This window comes from Rhizobium sp. Leaf321, from assembly GCF_001423215.1.
Classification (GTDB): Bacteria; Pseudomonadota; Alphaproteobacteria; order Rhizobiales; family Rhizobiaceae; genus Neorhizobium; species Neorhizobium soli.
In genome coordinates, this window is the sequence record NZ_LMOF01000005.1 from 374522 (window position 1) to 390851 (window position 16330).

At 61.2% G+C, this 16330-nt stretch carries 15 protein-coding genes and 1 riboswitch; of the genes, 9 read left to right on the forward strand and 6 right to left on the reverse strand.

The window, feature by feature from the left end; genetic code table 11:
- The first annotated feature begins 172 nt into the window (after positions 1 to 172).
- The gene (locus ASF70_RS23535; RefSeq protein WP_162237952.1) at positions 173 to 2716 is read left to right on the forward strand and encodes an EAL domain-containing protein; all 2544 of its coding nucleotides are present in this window, start codon (positions 173 to 175) and stop codon (positions 2714 to 2716) included.
- Positions 2717 to 2821: 105 nt separating this feature from the next.
- Here ASF70_RS23535 and ASF70_RS05405 read toward each other — a convergent pair whose 3' ends face one another.
- Positions 2822 to 3067, reverse strand: coding sequence for a DUF2934 domain-containing protein (locus ASF70_RS05405; protein WP_062459613.1), 246 nt, complete (start codon positions 3065 to 3067; stop codon positions 2822 to 2824).
- A 160-nt stretch (positions 3068 to 3227) separates the two neighbouring features.
- A riboswitch (TPP riboswitch) is annotated at positions 3228 to 3330 on the forward strand.
- A gap of 133 nt (positions 3331 to 3463) precedes the next feature.
- On the opposite strand from ASF70_RS05405, the gene ASF70_RS05410 reads away from it, so the two are divergent.
- Genes ASF70_RS05410 through ASF70_RS05445 form a run of 8 tightly spaced genes read left to right on the forward strand, consistent with a single transcriptional unit; the run spans position 3464 to position 9854 of the window.
- Positions 3464 to 4228, forward strand: a complete 765-nt coding sequence (locus ASF70_RS05410) for an ABC transporter permease (RefSeq protein WP_082471781.1) — start codon at positions 3464 to 3466, stop codon at positions 4226 to 4228.
- 16 nt (positions 4229 to 4244) lie between these two features.
- Positions 4245 to 5189 carry an ABC transporter substrate-binding protein gene (locus tag ASF70_RS05415; protein WP_062578058.1) on the forward strand — a complete coding sequence of 315 codons (945 nt, stop codon included), beginning with the start codon at positions 4245 to 4247 and terminating at the stop codon, positions 5187 to 5189.
- The gene (locus ASF70_RS05420) at positions 5189 to 5929 is read left to right on the forward strand and encodes a hydroxyethylthiazole kinase (protein WP_062578059.1); all 741 of its coding nucleotides are present in this window, start codon (positions 5189 to 5191) and stop codon (positions 5927 to 5929) included. The genes ASF70_RS05415 and ASF70_RS05420 overlap by 1 nt, the downstream gene beginning before the upstream one ends.
- Positions 5919 to 6578 (forward strand): thiamine phosphate synthase, encoded by a 660-nt coding sequence (gene thiE, locus ASF70_RS05425; RefSeq protein ID WP_062578061.1) that lies wholly within the window; start codon positions 5919 to 5921, stop codon positions 6576 to 6578. Before ASF70_RS05420 ends, thiE begins: the two co-directional genes overlap by 11 nt.
- A complete protein-coding gene (thiD, locus tag ASF70_RS05430; RefSeq protein ID WP_062578062.1) occupies positions 6575 to 7375 on the forward strand; it encodes a bifunctional hydroxymethylpyrimidine kinase/phosphomethylpyrimidine kinase in 801 nt (266 codons plus the stop codon). Before thiE ends, thiD begins: the two co-directional genes overlap by 4 nt.
- On the forward strand, positions 7372 to 8166 hold the full coding sequence (locus ASF70_RS05435) for an ABC transporter permease subunit (RefSeq protein WP_244473968.1): 795 nt from the start codon (positions 7372 to 7374) through the stop codon (positions 8164 to 8166). Before thiD ends, ASF70_RS05435 begins: the two co-directional genes overlap by 4 nt.
- A complete protein-coding gene (locus ASF70_RS05440) occupies positions 8163 to 8867 on the forward strand; it encodes an ABC transporter ATP-binding protein (protein ID WP_156461771.1) in 705 nt (234 codons plus the stop codon). Before ASF70_RS05435 ends, ASF70_RS05440 begins: the two co-directional genes overlap by 4 nt.
- Positions 8868 to 8900: 33 nt before the next feature.
- On the forward strand, positions 8901 to 9854 hold the full coding sequence (locus tag ASF70_RS05445) for an aliphatic sulfonate ABC transporter substrate-binding protein (RefSeq protein ID WP_156461772.1): 954 nt from the start codon (positions 8901 to 8903) through the stop codon (positions 9852 to 9854).
- 166 nt (positions 9855 to 10020) lie between these two features.
- On the opposite strand, the gene ASF70_RS05450 is transcribed toward ASF70_RS05445, so the two are convergent.
- From ASF70_RS05450 to ASF70_RS05470, 5 genes are read right to left on the reverse strand one after another with little or no spacing between them, the layout of a single operon-like run.
- Positions 10021 to 11241: a M20/M25/M40 family metallo-hydrolase gene (locus tag ASF70_RS05450; protein WP_062578068.1), complete on the reverse strand. Its 1221-nt coding sequence runs from the start codon at positions 11239 to 11241 to the stop codon at positions 10021 to 10023.
- Between the two features lie 22 nt (positions 11242 to 11263).
- Positions 11264 to 12907, reverse strand: coding sequence for an ABC transporter ATP-binding protein (locus ASF70_RS05455; protein ID WP_062578070.1), 1644 nt, complete (start codon positions 12905 to 12907; stop codon positions 11264 to 11266).
- Positions 12908 to 12917: 10 nt separating this feature from the next.
- Entirely contained in the window at positions 12918 to 13742 is an 825-nt protein-coding gene (locus ASF70_RS05460; RefSeq protein ID WP_062459577.1) for an ABC transporter permease, read from the reverse strand.
- Positions 13735 to 14682: an ABC transporter permease gene (locus ASF70_RS05465; RefSeq protein WP_062578073.1), complete on the reverse strand. Its 948-nt coding sequence runs from the start codon at positions 14680 to 14682 to the stop codon at positions 13735 to 13737. The genes ASF70_RS05460 and ASF70_RS05465 overlap by 8 nt, the downstream gene beginning before the upstream one ends.
- Positions 14683 to 14740: 58 nt before the next feature.
- Entirely contained in the window at positions 14741 to 16291 is a 1551-nt protein-coding gene (locus ASF70_RS05470) for an ABC transporter substrate-binding protein (protein ID WP_062459571.1), read from the reverse strand.
- Between the last annotated feature and the right edge of the window lie 39 nt (positions 16292 to 16330).

The following is a 16330-nucleotide window of genomic DNA, read 5'->3' on the forward strand; positions in this document are numbered from 1 at the left end:
CGCATCGTTTCTTAAATTAAGCCATGCTAATCTATTCTTAAGCGGTCTCTGACATTGCTTTTCCGCAAGTGTGGAAAGTGCCATGATCTCTGGTCGACATATCGGTCCGGCAAATCGGAAATCTGCACCGCAGGTTTTGACGAAAGGACCCGCGTCCGCCAAAGACGGCATCTTGTCAAAGCGACGACTTTCCGACGCCCTCTCAACCGATGCGATCTGGCCGGCATTTCAGCCGCTTGTCGATCTGCAGAGCGGTGCGATCATCGGCTTTGAGGTTCTTGCGCGTTGGACCGATTCTGAAGCAGGTGCCATCGCACCTTCAGATTTCATTCCGTTCGCCGAAACCAGCAATCTGATTGGCGCTTTGACGCAAAAGATCGTCCAGGATGCCTGTCGCAAAGCTGCAAGCTGGAGGGGAGGCTTTGTCCTCGCGATCAACCTGTCGCCGACGCAGTTTCAGGACCCAGACCTCTTCCACTTTCTGGCTTCGATAATCTCGGACACCGGGTTTCCGATGAACCGGATCCATATCGAAATGACGGAAAGCGCACTGCTCGATGACGATACAGTCGTCAGGGAAAACATAGCATCGCTCAAGTCTGCCGGAATGGGCATCTCCCTCGACGACTTCGGGACCGGCTTTGCCAGCCTGACGCGGCTTCACGCGTTCCCCTTCGACAAACTGAAGATCGACACAAGCTTCGTGCGCTCTATGCAGCATGACAGCGGCAGCCGGAAAATCGTCGCCTCGGTCATTGGGCTGGGGCAAAGCCTTGGCATGACGGTTGTTGCCGAAGGCGTTGAAACCGAAGAACAGGCAGAAATGCTGAAGCGCCTTGGTTGCGACGTTGGACAGGGGTGGCTGTTTGGCAGACCTGTCGACGGTGATGCGACAGAACGGCATCTCGCTGTCAGCAAGCAGAAGCCACTCACGGAACGCCGCGGAACCGGCTCGCTGTTCCAGCGGGTCCATCAACTGGAAACGCTCTATGAGGCGGCACCGGTCGGTCTCTGCTTTCTCGATTCAGACTTGCGCCATGTCAGTGTAAACAATCGGTTCGCTGCAATGCTGGGATTAACGCCCGAGCAGATGATCGGGCTCACCGTTCACAGTTTCATGCCGGCACGAGAGGCGCGCCGGGTCACCAAAGATCTTCAGCGAGTCCTTGCGGGCGAGCCTTTGATTGTGGACGAATATCGTCCGCCCGGAAGTGAGAACATTCTCCTCGTGGTGAACCAGCGGGTCGATGACGACGCGGGCGAGCCGATCGGCATTTCGGTCACGGCGATCGATGTTACCGGTCACAAGTCGATGGAAAAGGCGCTGACCGAGACGGAAGACCACGCACGATGGTCGATCGAACTCAGCCCGAACATTCCCTGGTCGAGCGATGCCGAAGGCATTGTCAATTTCATGGGGCCAACGCCAGACCCGACGATGTCCAGGATGCGTGACCGGATCGCGGACTGGTACGGTCGGATGCATCCGGACGACAGTTTGCGGGTTCGGCGGGAATGGCTTGGATGGCTGCCATCCGGCGACCCATTCGAAACCAGGTTTCGCATGCGTCTGCACGACGACAGCTGGCGATGGATGGTCAGTCGGGCAAAGCCTCATCGCGATGCGACCGGCAAGATCGCGAAATGGTACGGCACCATCACCGAGATCGTGCCCACGGAGGTCCCGCTGGACGGGAAAGTATCCGTGAAGGCTCCTCATGTCTGGCATGATCCGGACCAGGCTGATGTCCTGCCGACGCAACACTTGATCTCAATGCTGATGAGGATGTTTGAGTCCGCGCCCATTGCCATGGCCATCACGACGAGCGACACGAAAACCTCGAGCTACGTCAAAGTCAACGATGCCTATCTGAAGCTCACCGGCCTGAAATGGGACGAGATCAACGGAAAGAAGCTGATTTCCGAGGGTGCCGCGATCGACAATCCCGCCCGCGACAGACGTCACCGGCTATTGCGCGAGGACGGCGCCTACGAGCTCGAAGATGTTGAGATTGCTCATTCGGATGGTACGATCATCCCAACCCTGATTTCTGCGCAACGCACGATCGTCGATGGCGTTTCATTCGATGTGGAGGTCATTGTCGATGTGTCTGCCCGCGTCAGGCAGCAGCGCGCTATAGAAAGCGCTCTGAAAACCTCCGCGCAGACCGATGCCCTGTCAGGTCTCCCAAACCGAGCCTGTTTCGATGAGGTTGTTGCCGGAGAGGTTGCCCGCAACCTGCTCAATGACAGAAAGCTCGCCATCGCCTACATCGATCTCAACGGCTTCAAGATCGTCAACGACAGTCTGGGGCATTCCGCAGGCGACGAAGTCCTGCGAACGATCTCGGCGAGACTTCGCGAAAGTTTCCGAGCGACGGATTTCATCGCCAGGGTCGGAGGAGACGAGTTTGCTATTCTTCTCGACATGGATCGCAAGTTTGCGGGCGATATGCAGACCCATATTCAGGAAACGATGGAAAGGGTGTTCAAGCCGATCCCCATCGATGGCCAGGTGACATTCACGGGTGCCGCGGTCGGCGTTACGTTCCTAAAGGCCGAAGACACGCCGCAAACCTATGTCAAACGCGCTGACGACTATATGTATCTGGCGAAAGCCACCGGAAAACGGGTGGCCGTCGTGTGTTTCGGTCAGGTTCTCGATCGCCCGACGACGCATAAAGTGGACCGGACGAACGGGTTTTGTGACGGCTGAAGTGTGTCGACGGCCGAACTATCGGCAGCCGATATTTCGAGGTGTTGTGCCAACCCCTTTCATGCAGGGCAGGTCTGATACCTATCCAGACTACCGCGGTCGTCGTCAGTCCGGCGCGACTGACGACGGAGGCCGGATTGTGGCGGCATCGTCGGCCGCTGCATCGTTCTCTCCACCAAACGCCGCATCAGCCTGCTGGTTGACCTTGGTCACATCGTCGCTTTCCTGATCCGACATGTCGGCTGGATGCTCGGAACGCTTCCAGTGATCGTCATGGGACCCTTCAGGACGGCCTTCTTCCTCCCACAGTCTGTAGGCCCGTTCGCGCTGTTCCTGTTCTCTATCGGTCATGGTTGCTCCTCCTAAGTTGCGAAGACATAACCAGCGGACGGGCCCCGGGTTTCCGGGAGGCGGATGACATAGAATAAAATTTTTGTCAGCTCGCCGCGCAGGCTCTGCCGGACAGCGATCGCAAGCGATTGACAAAGGCCGTTTCTTTGTCCAACCTTAGCGTCATTCCGAGGGGAGCATCGAACGGTGCTGAGATGGCGGTGAGCCGGACCCTTGAACCTGATCCGGGTCATACCGGCGTAGGAACGGAAACGGCGCAATACCGCACCTCTTTCTTATTCTCCGCTCGCCTGGATCTCCATGATGTCAAGGTCAGGAGATCAGCCATGCTTACGCTCTCGAGAAATACCCGAATAGGACGAATGCGGTTCGACGGTTTCAACCCGCGTCGCTGACATGCAGTCCCGGTTTGCAGCCCTCGGGCTTTTTCTGCTGCTGGTAGGCTGGCAGATAGCCGTTCAGGTCTTTTCGCCGCCACGCTATCTTTTGCCGTCACCGCTCGCGGTGGTGCAGGCATTGGTGCGTCAGAGCAGCTTCCTCGCCCACCACACGCTCGTCACCCTGAGCGAAATCCTTGCAGGTCTCATCGCAGGCAGCATTTTCGGTGCGGCGGTTGCGTTTCTCGTTGTGGCATTCCCGCGGGCCGGCAGGCTTGCCTGGCCGATCATCCTTATCCTGCAGACCTTTCCGGTCTTCGTGCTGGCACCCATCCTGGTGCTCTGGCTCGGTTTCGGCATGGCGTCGAAAGTGATGATGACGACGCTCGTCATCTTCTTCCCGGTCGCCTCCGCCTTCGCAGATGGCCTGAGGCGGACGGAACCAGCGATTCTGGAAGCCGCCGCGCTGACAAGAGCGACGCCCTGGCAGATCCTTGTGAGGCTCAGAACACCGCTTGCGCTGCCGGCGCTCGTGTCCGGTCTGCGCGTCGCCGTGCCGCTCGCGCCGCTGGGTGCCGTGATCGGCGAATGGGTCGGGGCTTCAGCCGGGCTCGGCTTCGTCATGGTTCAGGCGAACGCCCGGATGCAGACCGACACCGTTTTCGCAGCCATGACCATCCTGGCCCTGACCAGCGTCGCGCTGCGCCTGGGTTTCGACCGTCTCGTAAAGGGACGCCCCCATTGGGCAATCGAGACCGAACAACAGACACAGTTATCATCGTGAGGAGAGACGACCACCCATGAAACGCATGCTTCTGGCCTTTGCCATTTCCCTATCCGTGAGCATGATTGCGTCCGCTAGCCAGGCGGCAGAAAAACTCACCGTCATGCTCGAATGGTTTGTGAACCCGGACCATGCGCCGCTCGTGATTGCCGCCGAAAACGGCTATTTCGAAGCCGCCGGCCTCGATGTCGAGCTGGTGCCTCCCGCCGACCCATCGACGGTGCCTCGCCTCGTTGCCGCCGGCCAGGCCGATATCGGCATCCACTACCAACCGAACCTCTATCTCGATCGTGCAGTCGGCCTGCCGCTCAAGCGGATCGGTACCCTCGTCGAAACGCCCTTGAATACGGTGACGGTTCTCGCCGATGGCCCGATCAAGAGCCTCAAGGATCTGCGCGGCAAGAAGGTCGGCTTTTCCGTCACGGGTTTCGAAGACGCGATGCTGAAGCGCATGCTCGAGGGCGAAGGCATTGGGCTTACCGAGGTCGAACTGATCAACGTCAATTTCGCCCTCTCGCCATCGCTGATCGGCGGCAAGGTCGACGCCACGCTCGGCGGCTTCAGAAACTTCGAACTGACGCAGATGCGGATCGAAGGGCACGAGGCCCGTTCCTTCTTTCCGGAAGAACACGGCGTTCCCGTTTACGACGAGCTGATCTTCATCACGCGCGACGTGCTGGCGACAGATCCTCGCCTGCCCCGCTTTCTCGAAGCCGTCGAGAAGGCTGCAATCTTCCTGACCAATCACCCCGATGATTCCTGGAAGCTGTTCACCAAGGCCTATCCCAACCTCGACGACCCGCTCAATCGTCAGGCGTTCACCGACACGCTGCCGCGTTTCGCCAAACGGCCTGCAGCGCTGGATCGGGGTCGCTACCAGCGCTTTGGTGAGTTCATGGCCGCGAGCGGCCTCATTCCGCAGGCGCCGCCGGTCGAAGATCTAGCGATCGAAATCCGGTGATGACAATGAACAATTCCCCGACGACGCAACAGGCCGGCGATCTCCTGGCACGTGTGCGGGCCCGGCGCCCACGCGTCCATTGCCTGATGAACACGGTGGTGCAGAAATTCGTTGCTGACGGCATCACTGCAATCGGCGCCATCCCCTCGATGACCTCCTCCCCGGACGAAATCGTCGGCTTCGTCTCGAAGGCTGATGTCCTCGTCGTCAATCTCGGCACGCTGGATACAGACCGCCGCAAGGTCATCGAACTGGCAGTCGAAGTCGCCACAGAGGCCGGAAAACCCTGGGTCCTCGATCCCGTGCATAGCGACTATTCCCCCGTGCGGCTGGAGTTTGCAAAGACATTGATCGCCCGCCGCCCAACAGTGCTGCGTGGCAACAGCGCGGAGATGGCGCTGTTCGGAGGCATTGGCGAAACACTGAAAATCGAGACCGGCGCTCACGATCGCCTGACGGATGGCGCGCGAACCGGCACTGTTCGTAACGGCCACCGATGGATGGCGGATGTTACCGGGACCGGTTGCCTGTCAGGTGGCATCATCGCAGCGTATCTGGCCGTCGAACCGGAAGCCATGGCTGCGGCGGCTGCGGCACTAGCGACGACCGGCGTCGCCGCCGAACAGGCCGCCGGGCACGCGCGCGGCCCCGGTAGTTTCGCCGTTGCCTTCCTGGATGCGCTGTCATCGCTCACGGCCGAAGAGCTCAGTCTGCACGGAAGGATCGACCATGAGATTTGATTTCCGACTGAACCCGATCGTCGATGCGGGTCTTTCCGATATCGGCGATCTCGTGGACCTCGCCGCGATCGCCGCCCGAAATGGCGCGACGCTGATCCAGTACCGCGACAAGAACGGCTCCACCCGGCAGATGATCGCCATGGCCAAAAGCATCAAGGCGGCCCTTGATGGCACCGGCGTGCCGCTTGTGATCAACGATCGTGTCGATGTGGCGCTCGCTTCAGGCGCCGACGGCGTGCATCTGGGTGCTGACGACATGGATGCCGGGACCGCACGCCGGCTGCTCGGCCCCGACGCCATCATCGGCCTCACCGTCAAGACACGTGCCGATGCGGAACGCGCCGGCCGGGCGCAGGCGAGCTACGCCTGTATCGGCGGGGTATTCGAGACCTTGTCGAAACAGAACCCCGATCCACCGGTCGGCCTCGACGGTTTTCGGGATCTGCGCGAACGATTGCGACAATTGGATCCGACCCTCCCGGTCGGCGCGATCGCGGGCATCGGGCTGGAGCAGGTGCGGAGCGTCATCGACGCGAGGGCCGACGGTGTCACGGTCATTTCGGCAATCTTCCGCGCACCGGACCCTGCAGACGCCTGCCGCAGTTTTCGGCGCCGGGTGGATGATGCTCTGAGCGAGGTGAAACGATGACATCCGTTGCCATGACAATCGCCGGTTCCGACAGTGGCGGAGGCGCCGGCATTCAGGCCGATATCAAGACATTTTCCGCACACGGTGTGTTCGCGACCAGCGTCATCACCGCCGTGACCGCCCAGAACACGCGGGGCGTGAGCGCCGTCGAAGACATCTCGGCGACGATGATCCGAGAGCAGATGCGCGCCGTGCTCGCCGATATTGAGGTCCATGCGATCAAGATCGGCATGGTGTCCCGCTGCGAAACAATCCACGCGGTTGCCGGGGGGCTGACACACTTTAGCGGTCCCGTCGTCCTCGATCCCGTCATGGTCGCGACCTCGGGCGATCGGCTGCTGCGCGAAGATGCGATCTCCGCCCTCATCGCCAGCCTCGTGCCGAAAGCGACGATCGTGACGCCGAACCTGCCGGAAGCTGCACTGCTGACCGGCATGCCGGTCGCCGAAACCCGGTCCGACATGACCCGTCAGGCGGAGATCATCCTCAACGCCGGAGCCCGTGCCGTGCTGATGAAGGGCGGTCACGGGTGCGGCCGCGACAGCATCGATCTCCTGTTCGATCAGTCGAGCGTGACGGAGTTTTCTTCTCCCCGTGTCGATACGAAAAACGACCATGGCACCGGTTGCACGCTTGCGGCGGCCATCACCGCCGGCCTCGCCCGCGGCCTGTCGCTGCACGAGTCCGTTGGAGCTGCGAAGACCTATCTTCAGGACGCTCTCATTGCCGGAAGAAACCTCTCGATCGGCGGCGGGCATGGCCCGGTCCACCACTTCCACAAATGGTGGCCAGCATGAGCCGAGCTATCGAGGGTCCTGCAAGGGCCGGACGCCTGGCGCAGTTCGCGTCGCGGCTTGCCTCGCCGGTTGCCCTCCTTGTCATTTGGCAGATCGCCAGCATGACGGGACTGCTGTCGCCGCGCATTCTGGCCGGACCGGGCGACATCGTCGCGACAGCCAGCCGCCTCATCGCGTCCGGTGAACTGATCAACGGGCTGATCGTATCGTTCCTGCGGGTGCTTGCAGGCTTTTCGATTGCGCTCGTCGCCGGGATTGTTCTGGCTCTGATCTCCGGCCTGTCTCGGTTCGGAGAAGCGGTGATAGACCCGCCGATCCAGATGCTGAAGGCCATGCCGTTCCTGGGTCTTCTGCCACTGTTCATCCTCTGGTTCGGGATCGGCGAGATGCCGAAGATCGGGCTCGTCGCCTTCGGCGCCATCTTTCCGATCTACCTCACCCATTATGGCGGCATTCGCGGCATTGACAGGAAGCTGATCGAGGCGGGGCAGACGATGGACCTCGGCACGACAAGCATCATTCGCCATATCGTCATTCCTGGCGCCCTGCCCTCGCTGCTCGTGGGCGTCCGATACGGCCTCAGCGTCGCCTGGCTCAGCCTCGTCGTCGGCGAACAGATCAATGCCTCCAGTGGTATCGGATACACGATTTCCTATGCCCGCGACTTTATGCAGACAGATGTCATCGTCGTCTGCCTTCTAGTCTACGCCATCTTAGGCCTGCTGACCGATGGTCTCGTACGCATGATCGAGGCTTATGCGCTGCGCTGGCGTCCGGAGGTGTTCGGTTGATTCCCCTCGTCGACATCAGGCAACTCACCCGCTCGTTTGGCGGCGCGGCCGTTCTCGACGGCATCGACCTCGCCATGGCGCCCGGCGAATTCGTCGCCCTGCTCGGCCGCAGTGGTTCCGGAAAAACCACGCTGTTGCGCATTCTCGCCGGTCTCGATACCGCCGCGGCCGAAAGGCTGCAGCTGACCACCCGGCGTTCGGTGGTTTTCCAGGAACCGCGCCTGCTTCCATGGAAAAGCGTCATCGACAACGTCGCGCTCGGTCTGCGACACCCGGATGCCCGGACGCTCGCCACACATGCACTGGAGGAAGTCGGCCTGTCGCACAGGATCGACGCCTGGCCACTGACGCTCTCGGGCGGCGAGGCGCAGCGATCGGCGCTTGCGCGGGCTCTCGTGCGTGAACCCGAATTGCTGCTGCTGGACGAACCCTTTGCCTCGCTCGACGCGCTGACGCGGTTGCGGATGCATGAGCTCGTCCTCGCGCTGTGGCGCAAACATAGCCCGGCGGTGCTACTCGTCACCCATTATGTCTGGGAGGCCGTGGCGCTTGCAGACCGAATCCTGGTGCTCGATCAGGGACATTTCATCCGCGAAATCAATGTCGATATCGACCGCCCCCGTCGCCGCGACGACCCCAGAACGGGCCGCATCGAAGCGGCGCTGCTGGAAGAGCTCGGCGTCCTCCCCACGCAAGACTGACTTCCATGTGAAAACCGCAGATTGGACTGAGCTATGATTTCCAAGCGTACATTCCTTGCCGCCGTCACCCTCTTCAGTGCCGCCGCCGTGTTTGCCCCTCCTGTCCAGGCAGCCGATCAGGTGGTGCGGATCGGCTGGTTGAGGGGACCCAACGACATCACGCTCGTCAAATCCGGCGGAACGCTGGAAAAGGCGCTGTCCGAAAAAGGCATCAAGGTCGAGTGGGCGGGTCCCTTCCCGGCGGCCGCACCTGCGTTCGAAGCACTCAACGCCGGCAGCATCGATATCACCGCCGGCAGTTCGACCTCGGCGATCGCAGCCCTCTCGGCCAGGATCCCGCTGGTGATCTTTGCCTATCAGAAGATGGCGTCAGGGTCTGAGGGTATCGTGGCGACGAAGGGTTCCGGCATCGCCACGATCAGGGACCTCGCGGGCAAGAAGGTGGCCGTGAACCGCGGGGGGACGGGAGAGTATCTGCTGATGCGCGGTCTGGAGACGAACGGCATCGATCCTGCAAGCGTGGAACGCGTCTATCTCAGCCCCAGCGACAGTGGCCCAAGCTTCAGCCAGGGCCATGTCGACGCCTGGGCGACCTGGGATCCGTTCCTGACCATCGCGGAAAAGGCCTATGACGGCACGGTCATCGCCGATGGCGCCGCCATCAGGTCCGACAACGCTGTCGTTCTTGTCGCGAGCCGCGAATTCGCCATGGACAAGGCCGATCAGCTGCAGCTCGTCTTCGATGTCATCAAAGCGGAAAACGCCTGGGCAGTCGCCAACAAGCCGGAGGCCGGGGCGATCTGGGCGAAGGAAATGAACGTACCCGCCGATCTCGGGGCAAAGATCGGCGAGAACAACGCGGTGCCGACGACCGGCGTTTCCGAAACGGACGTGAAGCAGATCAATGCCGTGGCTGAGTGGTACGTAACAAGCGGTATCATTCCGGCGGTGCCCGATATCGCTGACGGCGTCGTTGAGCTAAAGTAAGTCTCGACGGGCTCGCCCGGCCCCTGCGTCGCTCGGGGTCGATTGCCGGCAAAATCGTTGCTGCCCCGTGCGCGATGAAGCCATGCATCGAAAGTCCGTATCAGATGGGAAGATGGCCTCCCGGGAGAAGGCGATATTGCGATCGTTTCACCCGGGAGACCAGGTTTCAGGCCACTTCGCAGATATCGAGGATGGTCAGCATGTAGACGCGGATCATGTCGAGGAAATCGACGATGTCGACACGCTCGTCCGGCATGGTGTTGTAACGACCACCCGGACCGCAGACGATGCCTTCCATACCGAGCTCATGGTAGAGATGCCCGGCATCGGTGCCATAGAAGCGCGTCGGCGTGATCGCGCCGGTCGGCTGCTTTTCACCGCGGACGGCCTCATAGGCCGCATTGATCGAGGTCACGATGCGGCTATCCGGCGATACTTCGAAGGGCGGCATCAACGGACGGCCTTCGATCATCTCGGGAACCAGCTTTGCCTTCAGGCCCGGGAACCGGCCCTCAAGTGCCCGCAACTCCTTGTCGAGATCGGCGAGAACGCCTTCCTGCGTCTGGCCGGGCGCATAGCGGCACGATCCTTTGAGGCGAACGAAGTCGGCCACTTGCGGCGGACGCCATTCCTCGAGGTCGCGGCCGAGCGCGCCGTGGACGACGCCGACATGGCCACGGTTGATCGAGCGGTGGACATCGCTTCTGGCACCGCTGAAGGTCATCGCGTTGATGCGCGGGATGATATCGCAGGCCGCGGCAATCGCATCGACGGATTCCTCGCGCTTCGACAGGTGGCGGGTGTCGCCGGTCAGCTCGATGACATAGCTCAGTGCTGCCGCATGCATGGTGACGGCAACGAGATCGCTCGGTTCGCTGTTGATGAAATAGTCGGCCTTCACGCCGCTTTTGATGGCCGCAAGTGTGCCAACGCCGCCCTGCAATTCGCCGACGACGAAGGTCAGGATCACGTCGCCCTTGAGCTTGACGCCCGCTTCAAGCAGCGTCTTCACCGCGCAGAAATAGGCGGCATCGCCGGCCTTCATGTTGGAAACGCCGATACCGTAGATGAATTTGTCGTCGATGAGACCGGCATAGGGATCGACCGTCCAGCCTTCGGTGACCGGATTGGTATCGAGATGGCCGTTGAACAGCAGGCTCTTGCCGCCGCCTTGGCCTTTCAGGCGACCGATCGTATTGAACCGCCGCCCATCGTCGAAGGGCTTCAACTCGGCTTCGACGCCGATTTTTGTAAGCTCAGCCGCCATCCAGCGTGCCAGAACCTTCTCGCCCTCCGTCTCCGAATGGCTCTTGTGCTGAACCATCTTCGACAGAAAATCGAGGCAGGCCTTGTCGTCGATCCGATCCACGAGGGACTTCGGGTCCATTGTCATGCTCCTTGATGCGGTATTACTGGTATTGAGCGGCGGCGCGTGGCACCGCCTCGATCAGGCGGCGGGTGTATTCCGCCCGGTCGGGACTATCGATCTCGGACGCCTTCACCACCTCGATCAGATCGCCGCGATACATGACGGCGATCCGGTGGGCGATCTGGCGGATCAGGTTGAGGTCGTGGGTGATGAACAGGTATGCCGTGCCGCTGGCCTTCTGCAGTTCGAGCAGCAGCTCCACGACCGAGGCCTGCACCGAGACGTCGAGCGCAGAGGTGATCTCGTCGCAGATGACCAGCTTCGGTTTGGAGGCGAAGGCACGGGCAATCGCCACGCGCTGTTTCTCGCCGCCCGAGAGCTGATGCGGATAGCGGTTTGCGTGGGTGCGCGGCAAGCGCACTTGCTCCAGCATGTCACCGACCTGCCGCTCGAGATCGCTGGCATCGCCGAACAGTTTTAGCGGGCGCGAGAGGATCTCGAATATCTTCTGACGCGGATTGAGCGAGGCATCCGGGTGCTGGAAGATGATCTGCACGTCCTTGCGATAGGCGTTGTCCATATCGCCGAGATTGCGGATCTCGCGTCCTTCGAACCGGATCTTGCCCTCGAACCGGTTGAGACCGGTCATCGCCTTGGCGAGCGTCGATTTGCCCGAGCCGGATTCTCCGACAATGCCGAGGATTTCTCCCGGACTGATGCTGAGGCTGATCGCATTGTTGCCGGTCACGCGCTCGGTCTTCCGGCCGGTCAGTGCCGAGAGAAACGGCTTGCGACCGAAATGGACGCTGACATTCTCGACCTCGACCAGCGGCTTCTCCGTCGGAGCGACATCATCGTTTACCAGCCGGCGGGCCGGATCGGGAACCGCGTTGATCAGCTCGCGGGTATAGTCCTGCTGCGGATTGGTGAAGATGTCACGCACCGTGCCCTGCTCGACGATCTCGCCGCGTTTGATGACGGCGACGCGGCCGGCGGTGCGGGCGACCAGTGCAAGGTCGTGGGAGATGTAGAGCGAGGCGACGCCTGTTTCAGCCTGCAGCTCGACGAAGAGGTCGAGGATCTGACGCGAGGTGATCACGTCGAGTGCCGTGGTCGGCTCGTCGAAGATGATGCATTCGGGATTGCAGGCAAACGCCGACGCGATGACGACACGCTGCTTTTCGCCACCCGATGCCTCATGCGGCATGCGGTGCATCATCTGTGCCGGCGTCTTGAGGCCGACATGGGCAAGCCGCGCCTCTCCTTCCGTCCACGCCTGCTGCCATGACAGGCCGCGGTGGCGAACGAGAACCTCGGCCAACTGTTTGCCGAGCGAGAGGGTCGGATTGAGCGACGTGCTCGGATCCTGGAACACCATGCTGATACGGCGTCCGCGAAACGTTTCCATTTCACGCTCCGCCTTTTCCATCAGATTGTCGGAGCCCAGCAAGATACGTCCCCCGGGCTCGCGGGCGTTCTTGGGCAGGTAGCGCATGATCGACCATGCAAGCGACGTCTTGCCGGATCCGGACTCGCCGACGAGGCCCAGGATCTCGCCGCGGTTGATGGCAAGATCGATGTTCTTCAGCGCGTGAAACGGGCCGTTCGCGGTCTCGTAATCGAGCGAATAGTTCTCGATTGTGAGAACTGGCGTATCGGGCGAAGGGTGTTCAGTATTGGTCATTATTTTCACCTCAGGCCCGCGGATTTAGGGCATCGCGGAGACCGTCGCCCAGGAGGTTGAAACCGACGGCGACGATGGCGATCGCCACGCTCGGCCAGATCAGGATGCCGGCGGAAAGATGCATGTAGCGGCGCGCTTCCGATACCATCAGTCCCCATTCGGCAGCCGGTGGCTGGGCGCCGAGACCGAGAAAGCTCAAGGTCGCAAACAGCATCACCGCGAAGGACACGCGAATGGTCATCTCGACGATGATCGGTGCAATCACGTTCGGCAGCATTTCGCGACGGATGATGTAGCCGGCACTTTCGCCCCGTGCGACGGCCGCGTTGACGTAGTCCTGCTTTCGCACCGACAGCGCAACGCTGCGGGTGATGCGGGCCATGCCCGGCGCAAAAGCGATGGCGACGGCGACCAGCGCATTGACGGTGCTGGAGCCGAGAAGGTTGACCACCAGAAGTGCAAACAGCAGGCTCGGTATCGACATGACGGCATCGATGGTGCGCATGATCAACTCGTCCGCACGACCGCCGAGAAAGGCGGAGGCGGTTCCGATCAGAGCCCCGATCAGGGTGCCGACGATGGTGGCGAGAACCGCCATGACGACGGTGGCCCGCGCTCCGATCAGAAGCCGGCTGAAAATATCGCGACCATACTGGTCGGTGCCGAGCCAGTAGGTGAGGCTCGGACCTTTATAGCGTGCAAGAGGTGACAGCTTTTCCGGATCGTGCGGCGCGACCAGAGGACCGAAGACGACGACTAGAAGCACGAACACGACGAGGAAAATTCCGATCGCGCCCTGCGGCGTCTTCAACAGACGTTTCGTGAAATCAATCATACTGGATCCTCTTGTCGAGCCAGGCATAGAGGATGTCGGCGATGAAATTGACGACTGAATAGGTAGCAGCCATGATCAGCACGCCGGCCTGGATCGCCGGCAGGTCGCGGGCCTGGATGGCGACGATCAACTGGCGTCCGATACCGGGAATAGCAAAGATCTCTTCGACGACGATGACGCCACCCAGAAGATAACCCACATCGAGCGCGACAATGGTGATGGTGGGAAGAAGCGCGTTGCGCAGCGCATGGCGGCGCAGAACCTGTCCGCGAGAAATCCCCTTGAGCCGTGCAGCGCGAATGTAATCGGTATGCAGCACGTCCACCAGTTCGGATCGCACCATGCGCGAGACATGGGCAATCAGGATGATCGAGATGACGCAGACGGGCAGGACGAGATGGGTGATCCCGCGGGAAAAGTCTTCGGTCAGCGGCACGTAACCGGTTGGCGGCAGCCACTTCAGCCAGTCGGCGAAGAACAGCACGGCCACCGTCGCCGTCACGAATTCCGGAAGTGCGACGCCCGCATAGGAGATCAGGCTCACCACCATGTCGGCGACCTTGCCGCGACGGATGGCGGCGATGATGCCGAGCGGAATGGCGAGAACCAGCATCAGGCCGATCGACAGGAAGGCCAGAAGCAGCGAACGACCGAGCGCCTCGAACATGACAGGGCCGACCGGTTGGCCGGTGCGCAGAGATGTTCCGAGATCACCCTGAACCACATGCCACAGCCAGGTCAGATACTGCTGCCAGATCGGCGCATTCAAGCCCATGGTTGCGCGCAGTGCGTCGAGCGCTTCCTGGGTCGCGTTTTCGCCCAACATCATGACGGCCGCATCGGCCGGCAGGACCTGGGTTATGGCAAAGACGATCAGCGACACGACGAACAGCGTGTAGACGATCATCACCAGCCGCTTGGCTATGTAATTCGGGGACAGGGTTGTGTTCCTCGTACAAGAGAGCCGGACGCCCGGTGGCGTCCGGCAGGTTTTGAGATCAGCCGCGCTTCGGTGCGTCTGCTGTCAGCGAGACATAGTCGAGACGAAACACGGATGCGCGCGGATGCGCCTCGTAACCGGAAACCCAGCTGCGCTTGGCCGAGAGGACGTCGAAGAAGGACGGGATGATCGAGGGAACCTCCTCGTTCATGATCTCTTGCGCCTTGGTGTAGAGCTCGGTCCGCTTGTCGGTGTCGATCGTTCCGCGCGCTTCGTTCACCAAGGCATCGAACGCCTTGTTGTTCCAGCGCGTCTCGTTCCAGGATGCGTCCGACGTGTAGAGCAGCTTGAAGATGCCATCAGGTGTCGGCTGCATGTTGTAGAAGCCGACGTAGAACGAGCCCTTCTTCCAGACCTGCTCGAGGTAGGTCGCATGCGGCATCGTCTGCACGTTGATGGTGATGCCGACTTCCTTGGCCATTTCCTTCAGCGCGACGGCAAGCTGGGTGCGGACCGCGGGGCGGTCGGAGGCGACAAGGGTGGCTTCGAAACCGTTCGGGAACCCGGCTTCTGCAAGCAGCTTCTTGGCTTCCTCGATGTTCTGCTCGCGCTGCTTGACGCCCTTGAAGAACTGGTAGGAGCCGTTGAGCGGGGTATCGTTACCCTCTGTTCCGAAACCTTCGGTGACGAAACCGACCATTGCTTCCCGGTCGACAGTCAGTGCGATGGCGCGGCGAACGCGAGGATCGTTGAAGGGCGCCGTATCGCAACCGAAGTTGATGTTGCAGAACTGACCGGACGGCGTGCGCAGCACGTCGACGCCATCGCTGCCGTCAAGGCGCAGATATTCGGTCGGCTGGATGGTCGAGACGATGTCGATATCGCCCGACATCATCGCGGAACCTTCAGCGGAAATGTCCGGGAAGACCTGCACCTCGACACGGTCGAGATAGGGGCGAGCCGGATCGTAGTATTTCTCGTTGCGCTCGACGACGATCAGGCGATCGGGCTCATAGGAGACCAGCTTGAACGGACCCGTACCGACGGCCTTGGTCGACAGGCTCTTCAGGTCGCCGGTGGCGATAGAAGCCGGAATGATGCGGGCGCTTGTATAGGCCATGGAGACGGGAAGGTCGGCATAGGCGCCGGTCAGCTTGAACATGACGGTCGCGTCGTCGACGGCGACGATATCGGCGATCGGGCCAACATTGTTGCGGCCGGGGGATGCTGTCGCCGGATCAAGGATTGCCTTGAAGGTTGCGACGACGTCCTTGGCCGTGAACGGCGAGCCATCATGGAAGGTAACGCCGGTGCGCAGCTTGAACGTCCACTCGGTGAGCGCCTCGTTCGGTGTCCAGCTTTCGGCCAGATCCGGCTCGACCGACATGTCGACCTTGAGACGGGTGAGGTTGCTGTAGAGCAGCTCGGTCACCAGGTATTCCGGGTTGACGCGGGTCAGAAGCGGGTGGATGACGCTGACGGCCTGGTCGACGGAGATCTTCAGCGTACCGCCCTTGGCCGGTGCTGCGGCCTGGGCAAAGCCCAGCGATGGCGTTGCGAGAATGGCGGCGGTGCCGGCCAGGAAGAAGCGGCGTTTCATTTCCAGCATGTTTATCGTTCCCTTTATGCTTCGATGCTGCTTGGTATG

Coding starts and splice junctions, on each gene's coding strand:
- ASF70_RS05405 (WP_062459613.1), bottom strand. CDS start 3,067: ATGACCGATAGAGAACAGGAACAGCGCGAACGGGCCTACAGACTGTGG.
- ASF70_RS05410 (WP_082471781.1), top strand. CDS start 3,464: ATGCAGTCCCGGTTTGCAGCCCTCGGGCTTTTTCTGCTGCTGGTAGGC.
- ASF70_RS05415 (WP_062578058.1), top strand. CDS start 4,245: ATGAAACGCATGCTTCTGGCCTTTGCCATTTCCCTATCCGTGAGCATG.
- ASF70_RS05420 (WP_062578059.1), top strand. CDS start 5,189: ATGACAATGAACAATTCCCCGACGACGCAACAGGCCGGCGATCTCCTG.
- thiE (WP_062578061.1), top strand. CDS start 5,919: ATGAGATTTGATTTCCGACTGAACCCGATCGTCGATGCGGGTCTTTCC.
- thiD (WP_062578062.1), top strand. CDS start 6,575: ATGACATCCGTTGCCATGACAATCGCCGGTTCCGACAGTGGCGGAGGC.
- ASF70_RS05435 (WP_244473968.1), top strand. CDS start 7,372: ATGAGCCGAGCTATCGAGGGTCCTGCAAGGGCCGGACGCCTGGCGCAG.
- ASF70_RS05445 (WP_156461772.1), top strand. CDS start 8,901: ATGATTTCCAAGCGTACATTCCTTGCCGCCGTCACCCTCTTCAGTGCC.
- ASF70_RS05450 (WP_062578068.1), bottom strand. CDS start 11,241: ATGGACCCGAAGTCCCTCGTGGATCGGATCGACGACAAGGCCTGCCTC.
- ASF70_RS05455 (WP_062578070.1), bottom strand. CDS start 12,907: ATGACCAATACTGAACACCCTTCGCCCGATACGCCAGTTCTCACAATC.
- ASF70_RS05460 (WP_062459577.1), bottom strand. CDS start 13,742: ATGATTGATTTCACGAAACGTCTGTTGAAGACGCCGCAGGGCGCGATC.
- ASF70_RS05470 (WP_062459571.1), bottom strand. CDS start 16,291: ATGCTGGAAATGAAACGCCGCTTCTTCCTGGCCGGCACCGCCGCCATT.